Origin of the sequence: Streptomyces sp. SID14478, assembly GCF_010548525.1 — a bacterium.
Classification (GTDB): Bacteria; Actinomycetota; Actinomycetes; order Streptomycetales; family Streptomycetaceae; genus Streptomyces.
In genome coordinates this window covers 1-20513 of record NZ_JAAGMG010000391.1, presented here as the reverse complement: position 1 = coordinate 20513, position 20513 = coordinate 1, and the positions used below count along the sequence as shown (strand labels likewise).

18 protein-coding genes and 2 pseudogenes are annotated in these 20513 nt (G+C 71.4%); 8 read left to right on the top strand and 12 right to left on the bottom strand.

Translation table 11 applies throughout. The features are described 5' to 3' along the window. The 5 genes and pseudogenes from G3I40_RS13035 to G3I40_RS13015 all read right to left on the bottom strand — a co-directional run. Positions 1–500: pseudogene (locus G3I40_RS13035) on the bottom strand (AAA family ATPase); the annotation flags it as partial. Between the two features lie 104 nt (positions 501–604). After that, on the bottom strand, positions 605–991 hold the full coding sequence (locus tag G3I40_RS13030) for a cell division protein SepF (protein ID WP_343244914.1): 387 nt from the start codon (positions 989–991) through the stop codon (positions 605–607). 95 nt (positions 992–1086) lie between these two features. Then, positions 1087–2424 (bottom strand): ABC transporter permease, encoded by a 1338-nt coding sequence (locus G3I40_RS13025; protein ID WP_164302324.1) that lies wholly within the window; start codon positions 2422–2424, stop codon positions 1087–1089. Positions 2425–2436: 12 nt separating this feature from the next. Next, a complete protein-coding gene (locus G3I40_RS13020) occupies positions 2437–3303 on the bottom strand; it encodes an ABC transporter ATP-binding protein (RefSeq protein ID WP_164302323.1) in 867 nt (288 codons plus the stop codon). 117 nt (positions 3304–3420) lie between these two features. Next, on the bottom strand, positions 3421–4239 hold the full coding sequence (locus tag G3I40_RS13015; protein ID WP_164302322.1) for an ATP-binding cassette domain-containing protein: 819 nt from the start codon (positions 4237–4239) through the stop codon (positions 3421–3423). A gap of 212 nt (positions 4240–4451) precedes the next feature. On the opposite strand from G3I40_RS13015, the gene G3I40_RS13010 reads away from it, so the two are divergent. The 7 genes from G3I40_RS13010 (at position 4452) to G3I40_RS12980 (ending at position 12656) form a co-directional block, all read left to right on the top strand. Beyond that, positions 4452–6629, top strand: a complete 2178-nt coding sequence (locus G3I40_RS13010) for an MMPL family transporter (RefSeq protein WP_164302321.1) — start codon at positions 4452–4454, stop codon at positions 6627–6629. A gap of 4 nt (positions 6630–6633) precedes the next feature. Next, positions 6634–7827, top strand: a complete 1194-nt coding sequence (locus G3I40_RS13005) for a sensor histidine kinase (protein ID WP_164302320.1) — start codon at positions 6634–6636, stop codon at positions 7825–7827. Further along, on the top strand, positions 7824–8453 hold the full coding sequence (locus G3I40_RS13000; RefSeq protein WP_164302319.1) for a response regulator transcription factor: 630 nt from the start codon (positions 7824–7826) through the stop codon (positions 8451–8453). The genes G3I40_RS13005 and G3I40_RS13000 overlap by 4 nt, the downstream gene beginning before the upstream one ends. A 149-nt stretch (positions 8454–8602) precedes the next feature. After that, the gene (locus G3I40_RS12995) at positions 8603–9301 is read left to right on the top strand and encodes a GntR family transcriptional regulator (protein ID WP_164302318.1); all 699 of its coding nucleotides are present in this window, start codon (positions 8603–8605) and stop codon (positions 9299–9301) included. Then, positions 9298–10071, top strand: coding sequence for a creatininase family protein (locus G3I40_RS12990; protein ID WP_164302317.1), 774 nt, complete (start codon positions 9298–9300; stop codon positions 10069–10071). Before G3I40_RS12995 ends, G3I40_RS12990 begins: the two co-directional genes overlap by 4 nt. 68 nt (positions 10072–10139) lie before the next feature. Further along, on the top strand, positions 10140–11081 hold the full coding sequence (locus G3I40_RS12985; protein ID WP_164302316.1) for a PHB depolymerase family esterase: 942 nt from the start codon (positions 10140–10142) through the stop codon (positions 11079–11081). Positions 11082–11102: 21 nt separating this feature from the next. Beyond that, the gene (locus G3I40_RS12980) at positions 11103–12656 is read left to right on the top strand and encodes an AbgT family transporter (RefSeq protein WP_164302315.1); all 1554 of its coding nucleotides are present in this window, start codon (positions 11103–11105) and stop codon (positions 12654–12656) included. 27 nt (positions 12657–12683) lie between these two features. On the opposite strand, the gene G3I40_RS12975 is transcribed toward G3I40_RS12980, so the two are convergent. From G3I40_RS12975 to G3I40_RS12950, 7 genes are all read right to left on the bottom strand, one after another. After that, positions 12684–13376: a response regulator transcription factor gene (locus tag G3I40_RS12975; RefSeq protein ID WP_164302314.1), complete on the bottom strand. Its 693-nt coding sequence runs from the start codon at positions 13374–13376 to the stop codon at positions 12684–12686. Beyond that, positions 13376–14026: a potassium-transporting ATPase subunit C gene (locus G3I40_RS12970; RefSeq protein WP_164302313.1), complete on the bottom strand. Its 651-nt coding sequence runs from the start codon at positions 14024–14026 to the stop codon at positions 13376–13378. Before G3I40_RS12970 ends, G3I40_RS12975 begins: the two co-directional genes overlap by 1 nt. Positions 14027–14031: 5 nt before the next feature. Then, on the bottom strand, positions 14032–16191 hold the full coding sequence (gene kdpB, locus G3I40_RS12965) for a potassium-transporting ATPase subunit KdpB (protein ID WP_164302312.1): 2160 nt from the start codon (positions 16189–16191) through the stop codon (positions 14032–14034). Next, on the bottom strand, positions 16188–17852 hold the full coding sequence (gene kdpA / locus G3I40_RS12960; protein WP_164302311.1) for a potassium-transporting ATPase subunit KdpA: 1665 nt from the start codon (positions 17850–17852) through the stop codon (positions 16188–16190). The genes kdpB and kdpA overlap by 4 nt, the downstream gene beginning before the upstream one ends. 6 nt (positions 17853–17858) lie before the next feature. Then, positions 17859–17948, bottom strand: a complete 90-nt coding sequence (gene kdpF, locus G3I40_RS12955) for a K(+)-transporting ATPase subunit F (RefSeq protein WP_018533641.1) — start codon at positions 17946–17948, stop codon at positions 17859–17861. Then, a complete protein-coding gene (locus G3I40_RS47925; RefSeq protein WP_275410178.1) occupies positions 17945–18070 on the bottom strand; it encodes a hypothetical protein in 126 nt (41 codons plus the stop codon). The genes kdpF and G3I40_RS47925 overlap by 4 nt, the downstream gene beginning before the upstream one ends. A gap of 120 nt (positions 18071–18190) precedes the next feature. Further along, entirely contained in the window at positions 18191–20038 is a 1848-nt protein-coding gene (locus G3I40_RS12950) for an APC family permease (RefSeq protein ID WP_164302310.1), read from the bottom strand. A gap of 208 nt (positions 20039–20246) precedes the next feature. Here G3I40_RS12950 and G3I40_RS47095 point away from each other — a divergent pair. Then, positions 20247–20513 (top strand): annotated as a pseudogene (locus G3I40_RS47095) (MFS transporter); the annotation flags it as partial.

Below are 20513 nucleotides of genomic sequence, written 5' to 3'. Positions count from 1 at the left end.
AGCGGGCCGCGCGTCACCGGCACCGATCCGGCGGTGTGCCAGGCGGCCTGGACGTCCCGGCGGCCGGGGTCGCGCAGGGCCGTCTCCAGGTAGCGGACGTCGGGGCCGGTCAACCGCTCGCCGACGACCCGCAGTTCGGGCTCGGCCTGGACCGCGAGGTCGAGGCGGACGGGCCCGGCCGGGCCCTCGACGGTGCAGCCGATGCGGAAGCCGCGGCGCTGCTGGCCGTCGGGCCTGGCGCGTTCGGGGACGTACGCCCCCGGGTCGGGGAACACTTCCGGCAGGCTCGCTCCGCCGCCGAGCCGGGCGAGGGCCTCAAGTGCCCGCAGCACGCTGGTCTTTCCGCTGCCGCTCGGTCCGCTCAGCACGGTGAGCGGGCCGAGCGGGAGGGTGAGGCCGCGGTGCCTGCCGAAGGCGGAGAGTCGCAGTTCGGTCAGGTGCGGGCGGTCCGGGGACGCGCCCGGCGGTAACGGGGACGGGCCCCGCTGGAGCACGGTCATGCGGTGAACGTAGGCGGAACGCCCCCGCAGAACCGTTCATCCCCGGGGACCTTCCTACGATCGGGGGACTATGCCTTGCGGGCTTGCCATCGGCCGGGGTCCGGTCACGAGAGCGCGCCGGCCCCCGCCACGAGGCCCTGGACCTCGGTCCCGGGCGGGGCCAGCAGGAAGACGTTGCGGTCGACGCGGTGCATGCCGCAGCCGAGGCCGAGGACCACGCCGCTGCTGAAGTCCAGGACGCGCTTGGCCACTTCGGTCTCGGCGCCGGTCAGGTCGAGCAGGACCGGGATCCCTGACATGACCGTCTCGGCGACCTCGCGGGCGTCGCCGAAGACGTTGACCCGCAGGACGACGAAGCGGCGGCGCGGCTCCGTCTCCCGTTCCGGCATCGCCCGATGGTCGACCGCCGACGGCCACTCGTTGCGGCTGCGCAGCGGTACGACCTGGGCGAGCCCTTCCCACTGTTCATCGGTGACGTCGTGGCCGTTCACTGCCCCCACCCCGTCCGGGCTCGCACTGTTGTCTGCACCGGCCAATTCTTACGCCATGTCACCCGTTCAGCCCAACACCGACACGGACGGGAGTCTCATGCGGCCAGGGCCACGGCCTCCACCGCGGGGACCCGGACACCGCGTCGGGCGGTGGCCAGGCTGGTGACCAGGGTGGCCGCGGCGGCTATGGCCACCACCGCGATCCAGATGCCGAGGCCCTGCTCGGGCAGCAGTCCGTCGGTGCGTACGACGGTGAACGGGAGGATGCCGGCGAGTGCCGAGAGTGTGCCGAAGAACACTCCCGTGACGGTCAGGACGACGCCTTCCACCGCGACAGTTCCCAGGACCTGGGCGGGGGTCGCGCCGGCGAGTCGCTGCTGCCCGAACTCCCGTACGCGGTAGGCCGTGGCGGCGTACAGGGAGTTGATCAGCATGATGCAGGCGAAGACGACGATGACGCCGACGACCGTGAGGTTGAGCGTTTCGAGGTTCTTGTCATCTATTGACTTGGTCAACCCGGATGCCTTGATCGCGTCGTTCTCGATGGCCTGCATGTACAGCGTCGCGGTGGCCATGCCGGTGAAGAGGATCAACGGCATGAGGACGCCGGAGAGTTCGGCCGCACGGCGGCGCATGTTCCGAACGGTCAAGTAGCCGCTCACGCCGGTGAGTGCCGCCAGGAGGGGCTCGACGCGGCCGAGGACCGTGCGCAGCAGCCTCGTCGAGACCAGGGCGAAGCCGACGGAGAGCATGATGGCGCCGTAGGCGGGCGCCGCCATCAGGGCCGCGTCGGTGGGCTTCATGGCGAAGGTGCTGCACACGGCGAGCGCGCCGACGACGACGGCCGCCCAGGAAGCGAACTGCCTTGTCCTACTCGTCCGTTGCCGTACGCCCGCCGCTGCCTTCGTCGCGCGGCGCACGGCGAGGAAGGCCGCTCCGGCCGCCGCGAGGAACGTGACGGCGACGCCCGACATGAGGGCGATCGGGCCGAAGGAGTACGAGACGGAATCGGCGACCTGGCCGCTGTCCTTGAAGACGTCGAGCAGGATGTGTCCGCCGAGCACGGCGGGGCCGATCGCGAGGAGCGCGCCCACGAGCGCGACGGCCACGGACTCGCCGACGACCATGCGCTTGATCTGGGCGGGCGTCGCTCCTGTGGTGCGCAACAGGTTGATCTCTTCCGTACGTTGACGGACGTTGACCGTCAACGTGGACGCGATCGCGAAGAAGACCAGGAGCGTGCCGTAGCCGCCGACGACGCTCGCCGCGGTGGTGAGCGACTCCGAGCTGACCTTGTCGACACCGCGCGCACCCGCGGTGTCGTGCATCGAGTTGAACGTCATGATGATGGCCGCGCCGAGGAACGCGGACAGGAGGGTCGCGAGGAAGCGGCCGGGACGCTGCCGTACGGAGCGCGCTGCGAGTCCGAGCATCGTGAACATGGTTCACACCCCACTCATGGTCGTCGTGAACGTGCCGTTGATGTCGTCGCCGAGGTGCGCGAGGCGTTCGGCGATCTGGTCGACGGTCGGGGCCGCCATCTGCCCGGCGAGCCGGCCGTCGGCGAGGAACTGCACGGTGTCCGCGTAGGACGCCGCGACCGGGTCGTGCGTCACCATCACCACGGTCCTGCCGTGCAGCCGCACCGCCTCCTGGAGCAGCCGCAGCACGTCGCGGGCGCTCCGGGTGTCGAGGGCGCCGGTCGGCTCGTCCGCGAAGATCACGGACGGTTCGGCGACCAGGGCGCGGGCGATCGCCACGCGCTGGCGCTGGCCGCCGGAAAGCTGGTCGGGGGTGTGTCCGAGCCGGTCGCCGAGCCCGACGTCGCCGAGGATCTGCTCGACGCGCGCCCGGTTCACGCGACGCCCGGCGAGCCGCAGCGGCAGCACGGTGTTCTGGGCGACGGTGAGCGTGGGCAGCAGGTTGTACTGCTGGAAGACGAAGCCGATGCGGGTGCGCCGGAACCGGGTGAGCGCGGCCTCGCCGCGGGCCGGCCCCGGGCCGCCGGTCATCTCCTCGCCGTCGACCACGACGAGCCCGCTGTCGGGGCGGTCGAGGCCGGCGGCGCAGTGCAGCAGCGTCGACTTGCCGGAGCCGGACGGGCCCATCACGGCCGTGAAACTGCCGGTGGGCAGGCTGAGGGTGACGTCGTCGAGCGCCGTGACCTGTGTGCCGCCCGCCGCACCCGTGCCGTCGTCCGTCGCGCCGTACGTCTTGGTGACCCGCACGAGGCGCAGCGCCTCGGCGCGGCCGGCGTCGGAGACCTGACCGTGCTGCCCGTACTGTCCGTGGTTCTTCTTGTGGTGTCGCATGTCCGCCGATCCCCTCGTCCGGCGCCCTGTGCGCCTCTCCTAAGACGCTAGGGACAGCGCGGGCGCCGGGCATTGGGCGTACGGCCCGAACCGGGGGTGTCGCTAAGTACACCCGCCCTAGGGGTGACCGCCCGAGCGGGCGAGCCAGCGGCCCTCGTGGCGTGTGACCTCGATGGGGCGGCCGAAGCAGGCCGTCATGCGCTCGGCGTTGAGGACCTCGTCGACGTGGCCGCGGGCGAGGACGCGGCCCTCGCGCAGGAGCAGGGCGTGGCTGATCGCCGGGGAGAGCTCCTCCAGGTGGTGGGTGACGGTGACCGTCGCCAACTCCGGTCGGTTCACTGCCAGTTGGCGCATCGTGTCGATGAGGTCCTCGCGCGAGGGCAGGTCGAGCGCGTTGAACGGCTCGTCGAGCAGGAGCAGCGACGGGTTCGCCATGAGGGCGCGGGCGATGAGGATGCGGGCGCGCTGGCCGCCCGAGCAGACGCCGTACTCGCGGTCGGCGAGGTCCTTGATCTGGAGTTCGGCGAGCAGCTCGTGGGCGCGCTCGCGCACGTCGCTGTCGTACGACTTCCACAGCGGCTGGACCGTGCCGGTGTGGCCGGTCAGCACGACGGTGTGCCCGGGGAGGTCCTGCGGGACGCGCTGGGAGGTGGAGACGTGGCCGATGTGGGCGCGCAGCTCGCGCACGTCGACGCTGCCGAGGCGGTGGCCGAGGACCTCGACGGTGCCGGTGGTGGGGAAGGTGGTGGCGCCGACGAGGCGCAGGATGCTGGTCTTGCCGGCGCCGTTGGGGCCGAGCAGCGCCCAGTGCTCGCCGGAGCGCACGCTCCAGTCGATGCCGTCGAGGATGACCTGGCCGGTGGTGTAGCGGCGCATGCTCGCGCCGTCGAGTGCGGCGACGATCCGTCCGCCGCCACCGGTTCCGTTGTCGTCCATGGGTGCCTCCCGCTCCGTCGCGTGTCGGACGGAGAGTAGCTGTAAGCAGCACATATCGGCCGGGGCGTCCGAGTCCTGGAACGGGGGCGGGATCGCGGTCGGCCCGAGGGCGGGACCGGCGAGTCGTACGGCGGGGTCCACCGGTCGGTGGACCCCGGGTTCCACCGGCCGCTGCTGCCGCGGGCACCATCCCCGCGAGCAGCATGGACGTCATGACCAACTACCCCGTACGTATGGCTCGTTGGAGCGCGGGACATCCGTGGCGCGCGATCGCCGGATGGTTCCTGTTCGTCGTCCTGTGCCTCGGCGCCGGTATCGCCGTCGGCTCGCACCCGGCCACGTCGGCGGACTTCGGTGTCGGCGAGGCCGGGCGCGGTGAGGCGATCGCCCGGGAGGGCGGGCTCGCCCAGCGGCCCGTCGAGCGGGTGCTGATCGAGCACCGAGGCGGCACCGCGCGGCTGGACCGGACCGAGGGCGGCGCGCTCGCCCGCGACGTCACGGAGCGGATGCGGAAGCTGCCCGAGGTGCGCTCCGTGGCCGCGCCCGTGTGGTCGAAGGACGGCCGCGCCGTGCGCGTCGACGTGACCATGAAGGGCGCCGAGCTCGACGGCAAGAAGCACGTCGACCCGCTGCGCGCGCAGACCGCCGCGGTGCAGAAGGCGCATCCGGGGCTGCGGGTGGAGGAGACGGGCGGGCCGTCCATCAGCCAGGGCGTCGACAAACTGCGCGGCAGCGATCTGTCGCGCACGGAGATGATCGCGCTGCCGATCACCCTGCTGACGCTGCTGTTCGTCTTCCGGTCCGTGGCGATGGCGACGGTGCCGCTGCTGCTCGCCCTGACGTCGATCGCGGCGTCCATCGGCCTGTCGATGCTGGCCTCGCACGTCTTTCCCGACGCGGGCGTCGGCACCAACGTCATCCTGCTGATCGGCCTCGCCGTCGGCGTCGACTACACGCTGTTCTACCTGAAACGGGAACGGGAGGAACGGGCCCGCGCCCAGGGCAGGTTGAGCCCGCAGGCGCTGGTGGAGCTGGCCGCCGTCACCTCGGGCCGGGCCGTGGTGCTGTCCGGGTTCGCGGTCGCCGTCTCCAGCGCGACGCTCTATCTCGCCGACGACGTGATCTTCTCGTCGATCGCGACCGCGGCGATCGTGGTCACCCTGGTGGCCGTGGTCAGCTCGCTCACCGTGCTGCCCGCCCTGCTCGCCGGGATCGGGGCGCGGGCCGAGCGCAGGGCGGCCCGCAAGAACCGCGTCAGTCCCGCGGCCGAGCCCGTGCGCCACCACGCCCTGCTGCGCCTCACCGCCCGCCACCCCGCCGCCGTGCTGACCGTCGCCGTCGTGGCGCTGCTCGCCCTGGCCGCACCCCTGCTCGGCATGAAGCTGACGGACATGGGCCGCGAGACGCACTCCCGGCAGACCCAGGGCATGCCCGCCTTCGACCGGCTCAACGCAGCGTTCCCCGAGGTCAAGGCCTCGCACCAGGTCCTCGTCCGGGCCGATGCGGGCCGTGCCGACGAGGTGGCGGGCGCGCTGCGCTCGCTCGCCGCGCAGGCGCAGGGCGACCCGGGCACGAACGGCACGTACACCCTGCGCACCTCCCCCGACCGCCGCGTCACCTCGCTCGACCTGCCCGTGCCCCACTACGTGAGCGCGAAGCCGGCGCTGGACTCCCTGGAGCGGCTGCGGGAGCGCTATCTCCCGGACACGGTCGGCACGTTGGACGGCCGCGTCGACTCCGCGGTGACCGGTGACGTGGCCCGCTACGCCGACTATCCCGAGCACCAGAAGCGGAAGCTGCCGCTGATCATCGGGGCGCTGCTGCTCGTCACGTTCGCGATGACCGTGTGGGCGTTCCGTTCGGTGGTCCTCGGCGTGGTCGGCGTCGTGCTCAACCTCCTGTCCGCGGCGGCCTCGCTCGGCGTGCTGACCTTCGTCTTCCAGGGCAGCCGGGCCGAGGGCCTGCTCGACTACCACTCGACGGGGACGATCGGTTCGCGGGTGCCGCTGTTCCTCTTCGTGATCCTTTTCGGCCTGTCGATGGACTACCAGGTGTTCGTGATCAGCCGGATCCGGGAGGGCGTGCTGCGCGGGGTGCCGACGCGGCAGGCGGTGCTCGACGGTGTGGGCAGCTCGGCGGGGGTGGTGACCAGCGCGGCGTTCGTGATGGTGACGGTGTTCGCGAGCTTCGTGTCGCTGCACTTCATCGAGATGAAGCAGATCGGCTTCAGCCTGGCGGTGGCGGTCCTGCTCGACGCCTTCGTCATCCGGGTGTTGATCCTGCCCGCGCTCATGTTGCTGCTGGGCGAGCGCAGTTGGTGGCCCGCGCGCCGCAACGGGCCGCGGCGGGCGGGAAACCCGGCGGACCGGATCATGGCGAACGTAGGCTGATCCGATGTTGCATCGACCGCAGCACGGCGACCCGTTCTGGATCTGGCTCCTGCACTCCTGGGACCTGTTCTCGTGGGCGATCATCGGCCTGGTGGCGCTGATCACGGCCCTGGGGGACGCCCCGGCCGGGCAGCGGTACGGGTCGCTGGCACTGCTGGTCGTGCTCGGCGGGTGCAACCTCGCGGTCCGTCGCTGGGGCCGGCGCGGCCCGCTCCCCGGTTACGTCTACCTCGGCCTGCTGATCGCCGCCCTGGGCGAACTCGCTTATCTGCGCGACGGTTTCGGCGTGTTCTACACCGTGGCCCTCACCCAGTTCGTGGTGTACGCGGACAGTCGGCGGGGCGCGCTGGTGAGCAGCGCCCTGGGGGGCGCCGCCATCACCCTGGGCGGCGCGCTGCGGCAGGGCTGGGGCATGGACGCGCTGGCCCGGAACACCCTTTCGACCCTCGCCGTGTTCGTGGTGGGCGCGCTGATCACGAGCCTGACACCGCGGGCGCTGGAGCTGCGCGACGAACGGGCGCGCCTGCGCTCGCAACTGGCGGACACACAGGCCGAGTTGGTGGAGGCGCACCGCCGCCAGGGCGCGGCGGACGAGCGGGAGCGCATCGCCCGGGAGATCCACGACACGCTCGCCCAGGGCTTCGCCTCGATCATCGTGCTCGCGGAGGCGGCGCGGGCCGGGATCGTCTCCCAACCCACTCGCTCCGCGCAGCAGTTGACGTCCATCGAGCAGACCGCGCGGGAGAACCTCGCGGAGGCGCGCGCCCTGGTCGGGGCGGTGCCGCCGCCGGGCGGCGGGGTGCAGGGGTCGGTGGCGCAGACGCTGCACCGCACGCTGGACCGGTTCACCGAGGACACCGGCATAGCGGTGGAGGCCGACCTGGCGGACGTCGACTGCGACCAGCAGACCCGGATCGCGCTGCTGCGCTGCACCCAGGAGTCCCTGGCCAACGTGCGCAAGCACGCCGGGGCGACGACGGTGGTCGTGGTCCTGGACCGGGGGCCGGGCTCGATCGACCTGGAGATCACCGACGACGGCCAGGGCTTCGACGTGGCCGCCGCCCGCGGCTTCGGCCTCGACGGCATGCGCAGGCGCCTCGCCGAACTCGGCGGCGAACTGACCGTGACCAGCTCTCTCGGCGACGGCACGCGACTCCTCGCGGCCCTGCCGATCGACTTCCCCCTGGAGGGAACATGACCGACACCGCCTTGCGCGTCGTCGTGGTCGACGACCACACGGTGATGCGCGCCGGGGTCGTCGCGCTGCTCGCCCCCGAGACCGGCATCGAGGTGGTCGGGGAGGCCGATGACGGGCGCGCGGGTGTCGCGCTCGTCGAGGAACTCACCCCCGACGTGGCCCTGTTGGACCTGCGCATGCCGAATCTCGACGGGGTCGCGGCGACCCAGCTGATCGTCGCGGGCGCGAGCGGCACCCGCGTGCTGATCCTGACGACGTACGACACGGACACCGAGATCGAGCGGGCGGTGGAGGCCGGCGCGATCGGCTATCTCCTCAAGGACACCTCGCGCGAGCAGCTCGTCGACGCGATCCGTTCGGCGGCCCGCGGCGAGACGGTGCTCGCCCCGCGCGTCGCGCAGAAGCTCGTGGCGAAGATGCGCCGTCCGGTCCAGGCCGCGCTCACCTCGCGCGAGGTGGACGTCCTGAAGGCAGTGGCCGACGGACTGTCCAACGCCGACATCGGCAAGCGTCTGGTGATCGGCGAGGCGACGGTGAAGACCCACCTGCTGCGGGTCTTCGCGAAGCTGGACGTCAGCGACCGGACGCGCGCGGTCGTCGTGGCGATGGAGCGCGGACTGCTGTAGCGCATGCAGCGCACGGGTACGGGAGCTTCTGTAGCGCACGGATACGGAAGGCGGGATCACACGCGCACGGAAGGCGGGATCTCGCGTACGGGGAACAGCCTCGTGCACGACCGTTGACACCTTCAGAGATCAAGTGATCTATTCACTTTATGAGTTACACCGATCAGCCCTCCCTGTCCGAACGCCTGGCGGACGACATCGTCGAGATCATCCGCACCGAGCGGCTCTCCCCCGGTGACGCCCTGGCCTCCTCGCGCGAGCTGGCCAAGCGCTTCGAGGTGACGACGCCGACCGTGCGGGAGGCGCTGCGCCGCCTGGAGGCGACGCAGGTCGTGGAGTTCCGGCACGGCTCGGGCACGTACGTGGGGCCCGGCATCGAGCGGCGGCTGCTCGCCAATCCGCACCAGCCGCGCAGCACCCGGCAGTCCGTGCTCGAACTCGTCGAGGCCCGCCTCGTCGTCGAGCCGGCCGTCGCGGCGGAGGCGGCGCGGATCCGGCTGCCGCAGGCGATGCAGCAATTGGAGTACGCGGCGGCCAACGCGCTGTTCCCGCCGGAGGAGTCGCTGCGCCGCTCCGTGCACTTCCACGTCGCGCTCGCCACGGCCAGCGGGAACGCGCTGCTGAAGGAGACCGTCGAGGCGCTGCTCCAGGTGCGCGCCCGTGACCAGGTCGAGATCCGGCACCGCTACAACGACCGGGAGCGCGACCACGCCGAACACCTGCTGATCCTCGAAGCGGTGCGGCGCGGCGACGCGGCCGCCGCCGAGGAGATCACCCGGGACCACCTCGGCGCGATCCGCGACGCCGTCCTGTCGGCCGACTTCCCGGGCGGCGGTGAGCAGGCATGAACGCCCACCACCCTTTGCGGCTCGCCGAGTTGACGACCGAGGAGGCCGCTGAAGCGGTCACCCGGGCGCCCGTCGTGATCATTCCGGCCGGGGCGTACGAACAGCACGGGCCCGGCCTGCCGATCGCCACGGACACCGTCCGCGCCGAGCGGATCGCGGAGCTGGTCGCCGCGCGGCTCGCGGGGCGCGTGGTGCTCGGGCCGCCGCTGCCCGTCGGGGTGTCGCCGCACCACATGGCGTTCGCCGGGACGGTGACCCTGACGACGTCGACGTTCGCGGCCGTCGTGCGCGAGTACGTGGCGAGCCTGCGCCGGCACGGCTGGCTCCGCTTCCTGGTGCTGACCGGGCACGGCGGGAACAACGCGGCGCTGACCACGGTCGCTCAGGACCTGCTCGTCGCCGACCCGGAGGTGCGCTTCGCCTGGTCGCCGGTGACCACGCTCGCCTCCGGCGTCGTCGCGGGGATGGGCGTGAGCGAGGTGCACGGCCACAGCGGGGAGGCCGAGACGGCCCAGATGCTGGCCCTGGCACCGGAGTTGGTGCACACGCAGCGCCTGACTCCGGGAACGACCTCCCTCGACGAACTGAAGCCCGCGGCCCGCCTCGCCCGTACGTTCTCCCAGCCCTCCCTGACCCTGCCGTACGACGAGCTGAGCGCGAACGGCGTCCTCGGGGACCCGACCTCCGTGACGGCGGACGACGGGCGGGCCATCGTGGACGCCGTCGTCACGCGCGTGTGCGCGTTCGTCGAGGAATGGCTCGACGCCTAGGACGCGGCCCCCGACACCCCCTCAACCGCACCACCCCTGCATCAAACAACCCCTCCGAGGAGTCGTACATGAAGGGTCTACTTTGGCGTGCCTGCGTGCTGGCCGCCGCGCTCGTCGCCGTGCCGCTCGCCCCGTCCTACGCCGCCGACGACGAGCCCGCCTCGCCAGGGTGCGGGAGCGCCGCTCCCCAGGAGCCCGGCACCAGCGTCCTGCACACGCTCACCAGCGGCGGCCGGGAGCGGACGTACCAGCTCCACCTCCCCGACGGCTACGACGCGAGCCGGAGCTGGCCGCTGATCGTCGCCTATCACGGGCGCGGCAACACGGGCGCCGGGACCGAGGCGTTCTCGCGGCTGTCGACGCTGCCCGCAGTGGTCGCGTACCCGAACGGCGTCGTCGGGACCGGCGACGGCGACCGGCAGGCGTGGCAGGGGGCGCCGTACGCGGCGGCCGGGGTCGACGACGTGCGGTTCACCGAGGACCTGCTCGACGGCCTGGAGGACCGCCTCTGCGTCGACCAGGGGCGGGTGTACGCCACCGGCAAGTCCAACGGGGCAGGATTCACCGGGCTGTTGGCGTGCCGGATGGCCGACCGGTTCGCGGCCGTCGCCCCGGTCGCCGGAGCCTTCTACCCGGCCACGGGCGAGAACTGCGAGCCCTCGCGGCCCGTCCCGGTGCTCGACTTCCACGGCACCGGCGACGCCACCATCCCGTACGGCGGCGACGAGGACCGCGGCCTGCCGTCCCTGCAGAAGTGGGTCGGCGACTGGGCGGAGCGCGACCACTGCACCACGCGGCTGCCCGACGAGGTGACCGAACCCGACATCACCACGCAGCGGTGGACCGGCTGCGCGGACGGCGCCGAGGTCACCCACGTCGCCGTGACCGACGGCGGGCACACCTGGCCCGGCGCCGACGGATACAGCGGCGGCGGCTACACCACGCAGACGATCCAGGCCCACGCCGTGATGTGGGACTTCTTCCAGAACCACCAACTGCCCCGTAACTGACCGCTGGTTGGAGCCGCCGACATGTCCGCTCAGAAACAAGCGCCACCGCTCGACGAGGCGCCGAGACTTCCCCGCGTCATCCGCGTCCTGGCCGTCGTCGAGCGCGCGGGCAACGCCCTGCCGCACCCCTTCTGGCTGTTCTGGATCCTGTCGGCGGTGCTCGCCGTCGTCAGCGCCGTGCTCGCCGGGTTCAACGTGTCCGTCGTGTCGCCCGCCGACGGCAAGACGGTCACCGTGCAGAACCTGCTCAGCGGCGACGGGCTCGCCATGGCGGTGTCGACGATGGTGTCGAACTTCGCCGAGTTCCCGCCGATGGCGACGATCGTGGTCGTCATCATGGGCGTCGCCGTGGCCGAGCGCAGCGGGTTCCTGGCCGCCGCGATGAAGGTCGGCGTGGCCCGGGTGCCCGCGGCGTGGGTGGTGTTCGCCGTCGCGTTCGCCGGGACGGTCGCGCACGTGGCGTCGGCCGCCGCGTACATCATCCTGGTGCCGCTCGGCGGGCTCGCCTTCCGGGCCGTCGGGCGCTCCCCGATCCTCGGCATCGTCGTGGCGTACACGTCGATCGCGTCCGGCTACGACGCGAGCCCGATCCCGACGCCGAACGACGCGATCTTCGCGGGGATCACCACGGCGGCCGCGAAGATCGCGGGCGGCGACGACGCGTACGTGTCCCCGCTGTCCAACTGGTTCTTCAACATCGTCTCCTCCCTGCTGCTGGCCGCGGTCATCACGCTCGTCACGCGCTACGTGCTGGCCCGGCGCCCCGACCTCGACGCCGATCCGGACGCCGACGTCGAGGACCTCGGCACCCTCCACCTGAGCGAGCGGGAACGGTCCGCGCTGCGCGCCGCGCTGCTCACGCTCGGCGCCGGCCTGGTACTGGTCGTGGCGGCGCTGCTGCCCACGTCGTCGCCGCTGCGCGGGGACGGCGGCAGCATCGTCGACTCGCCGTTCCTGGACGGCATCGCGGCCGTGGTCGCCTGTCTCTTCGCGGTCACCGGCATCGTGTACGGCCTGCGCTCGGGGTCGATCGGCCGGGCCGGGGACGTGCCGAAGCTGATGGCCGACGGCGTCCGTCAGATGGCGCCGGTGCTCGTCCTCTTCTTCGCCATCGCCCAGTTCCTCGCCTACTTCGACTGGACGCACATCGGCGACGTGCTGTCGGTGCGGGCCGCGGAGGCGCTGCGGCACAGCGGGATGCCGATCGTCGTGGTCTTCCTGCTGATCCTGGTGCTGCTGACGCTCGTCAACGTCATGGTGACCAGCGGCTCCGCGATGTGGGCGCTGGCCGCGCCCGTGCTCGTACCGATGCTGATGCTGGTGCACGTCCCCGCGGAGACGACGCAGGCGCTGTTCCGCATCGCCGACTCCGGGTCGACGGCGATCACGCCGATGAGCCCGTACTTCGTGATGGCGCTCGGTTTCCTGCAGCGTTACCGCAAGGACGCGGGTCTCGGCACGCTCGCCTCGTACACCCTGCCGCTCGCGGTCGCCATGACGGTGGCGTGGACGCTGCTGTTCCTGGCGTGGTGGGCACTGGGGATTCCGCTCGGGCCGGGGGCGGCGGTCCGCTAGCGGCACGGGCACCGCGGGCGTCTCCTCTCAGCGCCCGGGGTTCTCGAAGCGGTAGCCCATGCCGGGCTCGGTGATCAGGTAGCGCGGGTGGGAGGGATCTCCTTCGAGTTTCCGTCGTAACTGGGCCATGTAGACGCGCAGATAGTTCGTCTTGGTGCTCTGCGAGGCTCCCCAGACCTCCTTGAGCAGCCGCTGCTGGCTGATCAGGCGGCCGGGATGGCAGACCAGGATCTCCAGCAGGTGCCATTCGGTGGGCGTCAGGCGCACGTCGCGTCCGTCGCGCACGGCCTTCTTCGCCACCAGGTCGACGGTGAAGCCGTCCGTGGTGACGACGCCGGTGTCGGGGGCCGCGGGCACCGCCGCGGTGCGCCGCACCGCCGCCCGCAGCCGGGCGAGGAGCTCGTCCATGCTGAACGGCTTGGTCACGTAGTCGTCGGCGCCCGCGTCGAGCGCGGCGACCTTCTCCGCGGAGGCGCGACGTGCCGAGAGCACCATGATCGGTACGCGGGTCCAGCCGCGCAGTGCCCTGATCACGTCGACGCCGTCCATGTCGGGCAGGCCCAGGTCCAGGACGACGACGTCCGGCTGCCGCGCGGCGGCCAGACGGAGCGCGGTGGCTCCGTCCGGCGCCGCGTCGACACCGAACTTGCGTGCCTGCATGTTGATGACCAGGGCCCGGACGAGCTGGGGGTCGTCCTCCACCACCAGTACGCGGGTCATCAGCTCGTGGTGGTCAACTGCTTGAGCGCCACGTTGAGTTCGAGGACGTTGACCCGGGGCTCGCCCATGAAGCCGAGGATCCGGCTGGAGGTGTGGTCGTCGACGAGCCGGTCGACCCGGGCGACGGAGAGGTGGTTGTGCTCCGCGACCCGGTGGACCTGCAGTTCGGCGTAGGCCGGGGAGATGTCCGGGTCGAGGCCCGAGCCGGAGGAGGTGACGGCGTCGGCCGGGATGTCCGAGGGCTTCACCCGGTACGTGGCCGTGGAGTTGTCCTTGATGACGGCGTCCCGGGCCGCCTTCACCTGCTTGACCAGTTCGGGGTTGTCGCCCGCGAGGTTGGTGGCGCCGGACAGGATCAGCTTGTACTGCGTGTTGACGCTGTTGGTGCCGAGGCCGTTCTGCGGGCGGCCCTGGAACCACTTCGGGTCCGCCTTGCCGTCCTTGGTGGTGTAGCTCTGTCCGATCAGGGAGGACCCGACGACCTTGCCCTGCGACGTGATCTCCGAGCCGTTGGCCTTGTCGTGGAAGGCGACCTGGGCGACACCGGTGACCGCGAGCGGGTAGAGCACGCCGCACACGACGGTGAGGACGATCAGGGCCCGCAGGCCCGCCCACAGCAACCGGGTCGTGTTTCCTACCGAGTTGTTCATGACGATCAGCCGATTCCGGGGATGAGGGAGATGAGCAGGTCGATGAGCTTGATGCCGATGAAGGGGGCGACCAGACCGCCGAGGCCGTAGATCCCGAGGTTGCGGCGCAGCAGCCGGTCGGCGCTCACCGGCCGGTACTGGACGCCCTTCAGGGCGAGCGGGACCAGCGCGATGATGATGATCGCGTTGAAGATGACCGCGGAGAGGATCGCGGAGTTCGGCGAGGACAGGTCCATGATGTTGAGCTTGTCCAGGCCCGGGTAGACCGCCGCGAACAGCGCCGGGATGATCGCGAAGTACTTCGCGACGTCGTTGGCGATGGAGAACGTCGTCAACGCGCCCCGGGTGATGAGGAGTTGCTTGCCGATCTCGACGATCTCGATGAGCTTGGTCGGGTTCGAGTCGAGGTCGACCATGTTGCCGGCTTCCTTGGCCGCCGACGTACCGGTGTTCATGGCCACGCCGACGTCGGCCTGGGCGAGTGCGGGCGCGTCGTTCGTCCCGTCGCCGGTCATCGCGACGAGCTTGCCGCCGGCCTGCTCCCGCTTGATGAGGGCCATCTTGTCCTCGGGAGTGGCCTCCGCGAGGAAGTCGTCGACGCCCGCCTCGTCGGCGATCGCCTTGGCCGTCAGCGGGTTGTCCCCGGTGATCATGACGGTCTTGATGCCCATGCGGCGCAGCTCGTCGAACCGCTCGCGCATGCCGTCCTTGACGACGTCCTTGAGGTGGATGACGCCGAGGACGCGGGCGCCCTTGTCGTCCTCGACGGCCGTGAGCAGCGGGGTGCCGCCGGCCTGGGAGATCGTGCCGGCGAGAACCTCGGCGTCGGGGGCGACCCGGCCGCCCCGCTCCGTGACCCAGGCGATGACCGAGCCGGCCGCGCCCTTGCGGATCTTGCGCCCGTCGACGTCCACACCGGACATCCGGGTCTGGGCGGTGAACTCGATCCACTCCGCCCCGGCCAGCTCGCCCTGCAGGCGCTCCCTGAGCCCGTACTTCTCCTTGGCGAGGACCACGATCGAGCGGCCCTCGGGCGTCTCGTCGGACAGCGACGACAGCTGCGCGGCGTCGGCGAGCTCCGCCTCCGCGGTGCCCTTGACCGGCACGAACTCGGCGGCCTGGCGGTTGCCGAGGGTGATGGTGCCGGTCTTGTCGAGGAGCAGGGTCGACACGTCGCCCGCGGCCTCGACCGCCCTGCCGGACATGGCGAGGACGTTGCGCTGCACCAGACGGTCCATGCCGGCGATGCCGATCGCGGAGAGCAGGGCACCGATGGTGGTCGGGATCAGGCAGACCAGCAGGGCCACCAGGACGACCATGCTGAGGTTCTTGCCCGCGTAGTTCGCGAACGGCGGCAGCGTGGCGACCGCCAGCAGGAAGACGATGGTCAGCGACGCGAGCAGGATGTTGAGGGCGATCTCGTTCGGCGTCTTCTGCCGGGCCGCGCCCTCGACCAGGCTGATCATGCGGTCGATGAACGTCTCGCCGGGCTTCGTCGTGATCTTGATGACGATCCGGTCGGAGAGCACCTTCGTGCCGCCGGTGACGGCCGAACGGTCGCCGCCGGACTCCCGGATGACGGGAGCGGACTCGCCGGTGATCGCGGACTCGTCGACGGAGGCCACGCCCTCGACGACGTCACCGTCGCCGGGGATGATGTCGCCCGCCTCGCACACGACGAGGTCGCCGACCTTCAGCTGCGTCCCGGGAACCTGCTCCTCGGAGGAGCCGTTCAGCCGGCGCGCGACCGTGTCCGTCTTCGCCTTGCGCAGCGTGTCGGCCTGGGCCTTGCCGCGGCCCTCGGCGACGGCCTCCGCCAGGTTGGCGAAGATCACCGTCAGCCACAGCCAGGCGCTGATCGCCCAGCCGAACCAGTCGGACGGGTCCTTGAAGGAGAACACCGTCGTCAGGACGGAGCCGATGAGGACCACGAACATCACGGGCGACTTGACCATGACGCGCGGGTGCAGCTTGCGGCAGGCGTCCGGCAGCGACTTGAGCAGCTGCTTCGGGTCGAAGAGACCCGCGCCGACCTTCCCCTCGCCTTCGTGACTGGACTTGTGGCCGGTCGGCACGTCCTGGTGCGGTGCCCGGGTGGGAGTGGCTGTGGACATGCTGTCCTCTGAATTCTGCGTGTGCTGCGTCTTCGTGGTGTCGGTGCTCATGACGCGAGCCCCTCGGCGAGCGGGCCGAGCGCGAGCGCCGGGAAGTAGGTCAGGCCGGTGACGATCAGCACCGTGCCGACCAGGAGGCCGGTGAACAGCGGCTTGTTGGTGCGCAGGGTGCCCACGGTCGCCGGGACCGGCTTCTGCTCGGCCAGCGAACCGGCGAGCGCGAGCACGAACACCATGGGCAGGAAGCGGCCGAGCAGCATCGCCAGACCGATCATGGTGTTGAACCAGTTGGTGTCGGCGCTCAGCCCCGCGAAGGCGGAGCCGTTGTTGTTGGCGCCGGACGTGAACGCGTAGAGGATCTCGGAGAACCCGTGCGCGCCCCCGTTCAGCATCGAGTTCTTCGGCGTCGGCAGTGCCATCGACAGGGACGTGAACAGGAGCACGAGCGCCGGCGTGATGAGGATGTAGCAGGCGGCGAACTTGATCTCGCGGGTGCCGATCTTCTTGCCGAGGTACTCGGGGGTGCGGCCGACCATCAGGCCCGCGATGAACACCGCGATGATCGCCATGATCAGCATGCCGTAGAGGCCGGAGCCGGTGCCGCCCGGCGCGATCTCGCCGAGCTGCATGCCCAGCATCGTGATGCCGCCGCCGAGGCCGGTGAAGGAGGAGTGGAAGGAGTCCACCGCGCCGGTCGAGGTGAGCGTCGTGGAGACCGCGAAGATCGACGAGCCGCCGATGCCGAAGCGGTTCTCCTTGCCCTCCATCGCGCCGCCGGCCAGGTCGAACGCCGGGCCGTGGTGGGCGAACTCGGTCCACATCATGAGTGCGATGAAGCCGACCCAGATCGTCGCCATGGTGGCGAGGATCGCGTAGCCCTGCTTGAGGGAGCCGACCACCTTGCCGAACGTGCGGGTCAGCGCGAACGGGATGAGGAGGATCAGGAAGACCTCGAAGAGGTTCGCGAACCCGTTGGGGTTCTCGAACGGGTGGGCGGAGTTGGCGTTGAAGTAACCGCCGCCGTTGGTGCCCAGCTCCTTGATGGCTTCCTGGGAGGCGACGGCGCCGCCGTTCCACTGCTGCGAGCCGCCCAGGAACTGGCCGACCTCGTGGATGCCGGCGAAGTTCTGGATGGCGCCGCACGCGACCAGGACGAGCGCGCCGATCACCGATATCGGGATCAGGATGCGGACGGTGCCGCGGACCAGGTCGGCCCAGAAGTTGCCCAGCTCACCGGTGCGGGAGCGGGCGAAGCCGCGGACCAGGGCCACCGCCACGGCGATGCCCACGGCCGCCGAGACGAAGTTCTGGACGGCGAGGCCGCCGGTCTGCACGACGTGGCCCATGGCCTGTTCGCCGTAGTACGACTGCCAGTTGGTGTTGGCCACGAAGGACGCGGCCGTGTTGAACGCCTGGTCGGGGTCGATCGCCTTGAAGCCGAGCGAGCCGGGCAGGGAGCCCTGGACGCGCTGCAACAGGTAGAGGAACAGGACGCTCACCGCGGAGAAGGCGAGGACACCGCGCAGGTAGGCGGTCCAGCGCATCTCGGCGTTGGGGTTGGCGCCGATGCCCTTGTAGATCCACTTCTCCACCCGGAGGTGCTTCTCGGAGGAGTAGACCCGGGCCATGTAGTCGCCGAGGGGACGGTAGGCCAGTGCCAGCGCCGCGATGAGCGCGAGCAGCTGGAGCACACCGGCAAGTACGGGGCTCATCTGCGCTCAGAACCTCTCCGGGTAGATGAGGGCGAGGACGAGGTAGCCCAGGAGGGCGACGGCCACGACGAGGCCGACGATGTTCTCGGCGGTCACAGCTTGGTCACCCCCTTGGCGACGAGTGCCACCAGCGCGAAGACCGCGACCGTGATGACGACGAAGGCCAGGTCGGCCATCGTGAGCTCCCTGGATGAAGAGGTGCGGGTTGGAACTGACACTTGAGAGGAAACCCCCGGCCATGGCCGGTTTCGGTCCCCGTTGACGCCTCCCTTACGGGGGCGTACACGCCTTTGACGCGTCTCTTACGTGGACGTGGGCGCGCCGCGGCGCCCGGCCGCCTACGACAGGCGGAACCGGAGCCGGCAGATGACGGCGTCGGTGTCCCGGCGGACCGCGTGGGCGACGACCGCGCCGCGCTGGTTCTGCAGGATCCGCTGCCAGGCACGGCCCGGCTCGGCCTCCGGGATGAGCACGGTGACGCGGGTGCCGGGGTGCGTGGCGGCGAGCTCGCGGACGTATCCGGCCACGGGCCTGCCCAGCGTGCGCCGCTCGGAGGGGATGTGGACCAGGTCGACGCCCGGGTTCCACAGGGCCCAGTCGCAGGTCAGCGCCTCGGTGCGGTCCCGGTCCTCGGGGTCGGGGTGGCAGACGGTGACGGCGCGGACCTCGTCGCCCAGCGCGTTGGCCGCCGTCAGGGCCTCGCTGGTGAGCCGGGAGATGCCGGAGACGGGCACGACGACGAGGGACCGGGCGCGCGTCGGGCACTGCGGGATGCGGCCGAGGCCGAGCCGCTCGCCGATGCGGGCGTAGGCGCGGTGCACGGCCTCGAAGGCGGCGACCAGCAGGGGCAGGGCGACGACGATCAGCCAGGCCCCGTCGTGGAACTTGGTGGCGGTCACGACGATCGCGCTGACGCCGGTGAGGACGGCGCCGAGCCCGTTGAGGAGCTTCTTGGCCGTCGAGCCGGGCACGCCGCGCCAGTGCAGGACCATGCCGATCTGGGCGAGGGAGAAGCCGATGAAGACGCCGATGGCGAAGAGCGGCACGAGGGTGTTGGTGTCGCCGCCGGAGAGGACCAGCAGGGCGGCCGAGACCGCGGCGAGGGTCAGGACGCCGTAGCGGTGGACCTGACGGTCGGCCTTGAGGGCGAAGACGTGCGGCAGGTAGTTGTCGCGGGCCAGCAGCTTGAGGAGCACCGGCAGGCCGCCGAAGGACGTGTTCGCGGAGAGGGCCAGCAGGATCATCGTCGCGAACTGGACGACGTAGAAGGCGGCGTTGTGGCCGAGGGAGGCGTCGGCAAGTTGCGCGAGGACGGTGACGCCCTCGACGGGCTGGAGGTGGAAGCGGGAGATGAGCACGCTCAGCCCGATGAGCATGACGCCGAGCACGGCGCCGAGGGCGACCTCGGCGTGCTGGGCGCGGCGGGCGCGCGGGGCGCGGAAGGACGGCACGGCGTTGGCGATGGCCTCGACGCCGGTGAGGGCGGAGCAGCCGGAGGCGAAGGCCCGCAGCAGGAGCAGGGCGCCGACGCCGGTGGCGTTGTCGGCGAGCACGGAGGCGTGGCCGGTGGCGGCCTCGGTGGACAGCGGCGCGGAGCGGAACAGGCCGACGGCGATCAGGACCAGGATCGAGACGACGAACACGGCCGTCGGCACGAGGAAGGCGCGGGCCGAGTCGACGATGCCGCGCAGGTTCACGGCCGTGATCACCACGAGGACGGCCAGGCAGATCCCCACCCGGTCGTCGTAGAGGGCGGGGAAGGCCGAGGTCAGGGCGGCGACGCCCGCGGTGACGGCGACCGCGACGTTCAGCACGTAGTCGAGGACGAGGGAGGCGGCGGCGACCAGGCCGGTGCGGGCGCCGAGGTGCTTCTTCGCGACGGCGTAGGAGCCGCCGCCGTCCGGGAACGCGGCGATGACCTGCCGGTAGGAGGCGACGAGCACGGCGAGCAGGCCGGCGATCGCGAGGGTCACCGGGAGGGTGAAGCCCAGGCCGTGGGCGCCGGCGGCCGCCAGCACCAGGACGATGGCCTCCGGCCCGTACGCGACGGAGGCCATCGCGTCGAGGGAGAGGGCGGCGAGGCCGGTGATCGCGGTGAGACGGTGCTTCTCGTTCGCCGCGTCCCGGGGATCGGGGGGTTCCTCGGTGGTGTCGGTGGGGGTGGGTTCTGTTGCCTGGGTGGTCATCGGGGTCCTTTGCCCACGGGCCGTCGGCCGGTGGGGTTCGTTGGCGGGTGACGCGTCGCCGTGGCCGGTCGCGCCCGCTCAGGTTCTGTCCCGCGAACGGCCCGGTCGTCCTCCCCTAGCGCGTTCTTCGCGCGTGACCCCGCCACCTTGACGGTCCGTTGACGCGCCGCCCCTGGCGCGACGGGCGCGCGGCAGTGTCCCGTACGGAGTGATCGCGCTGCTCGTGGGCGCGGCCGACGGCGTCACCGGGGCCTCGGACAGCACGCATCTGCAGACCCCGCCGACCGGTCCGCGCGCATGCCTTCGGTCTGTCGGCGACGGTGGAGAACCTCGGCTCCGGCGTCGGCATGCTCGTGGTGGCCGCCGCGCTGGACGTCTTCTCACCGCTGTCGGTGGTCGGCGCCCCGCACGGCCCGGCCGTCACGGTGGCCCTGGTCTTCGTGGCGCAGGTGCCGCGCAGACGGCGGGCCGTGCC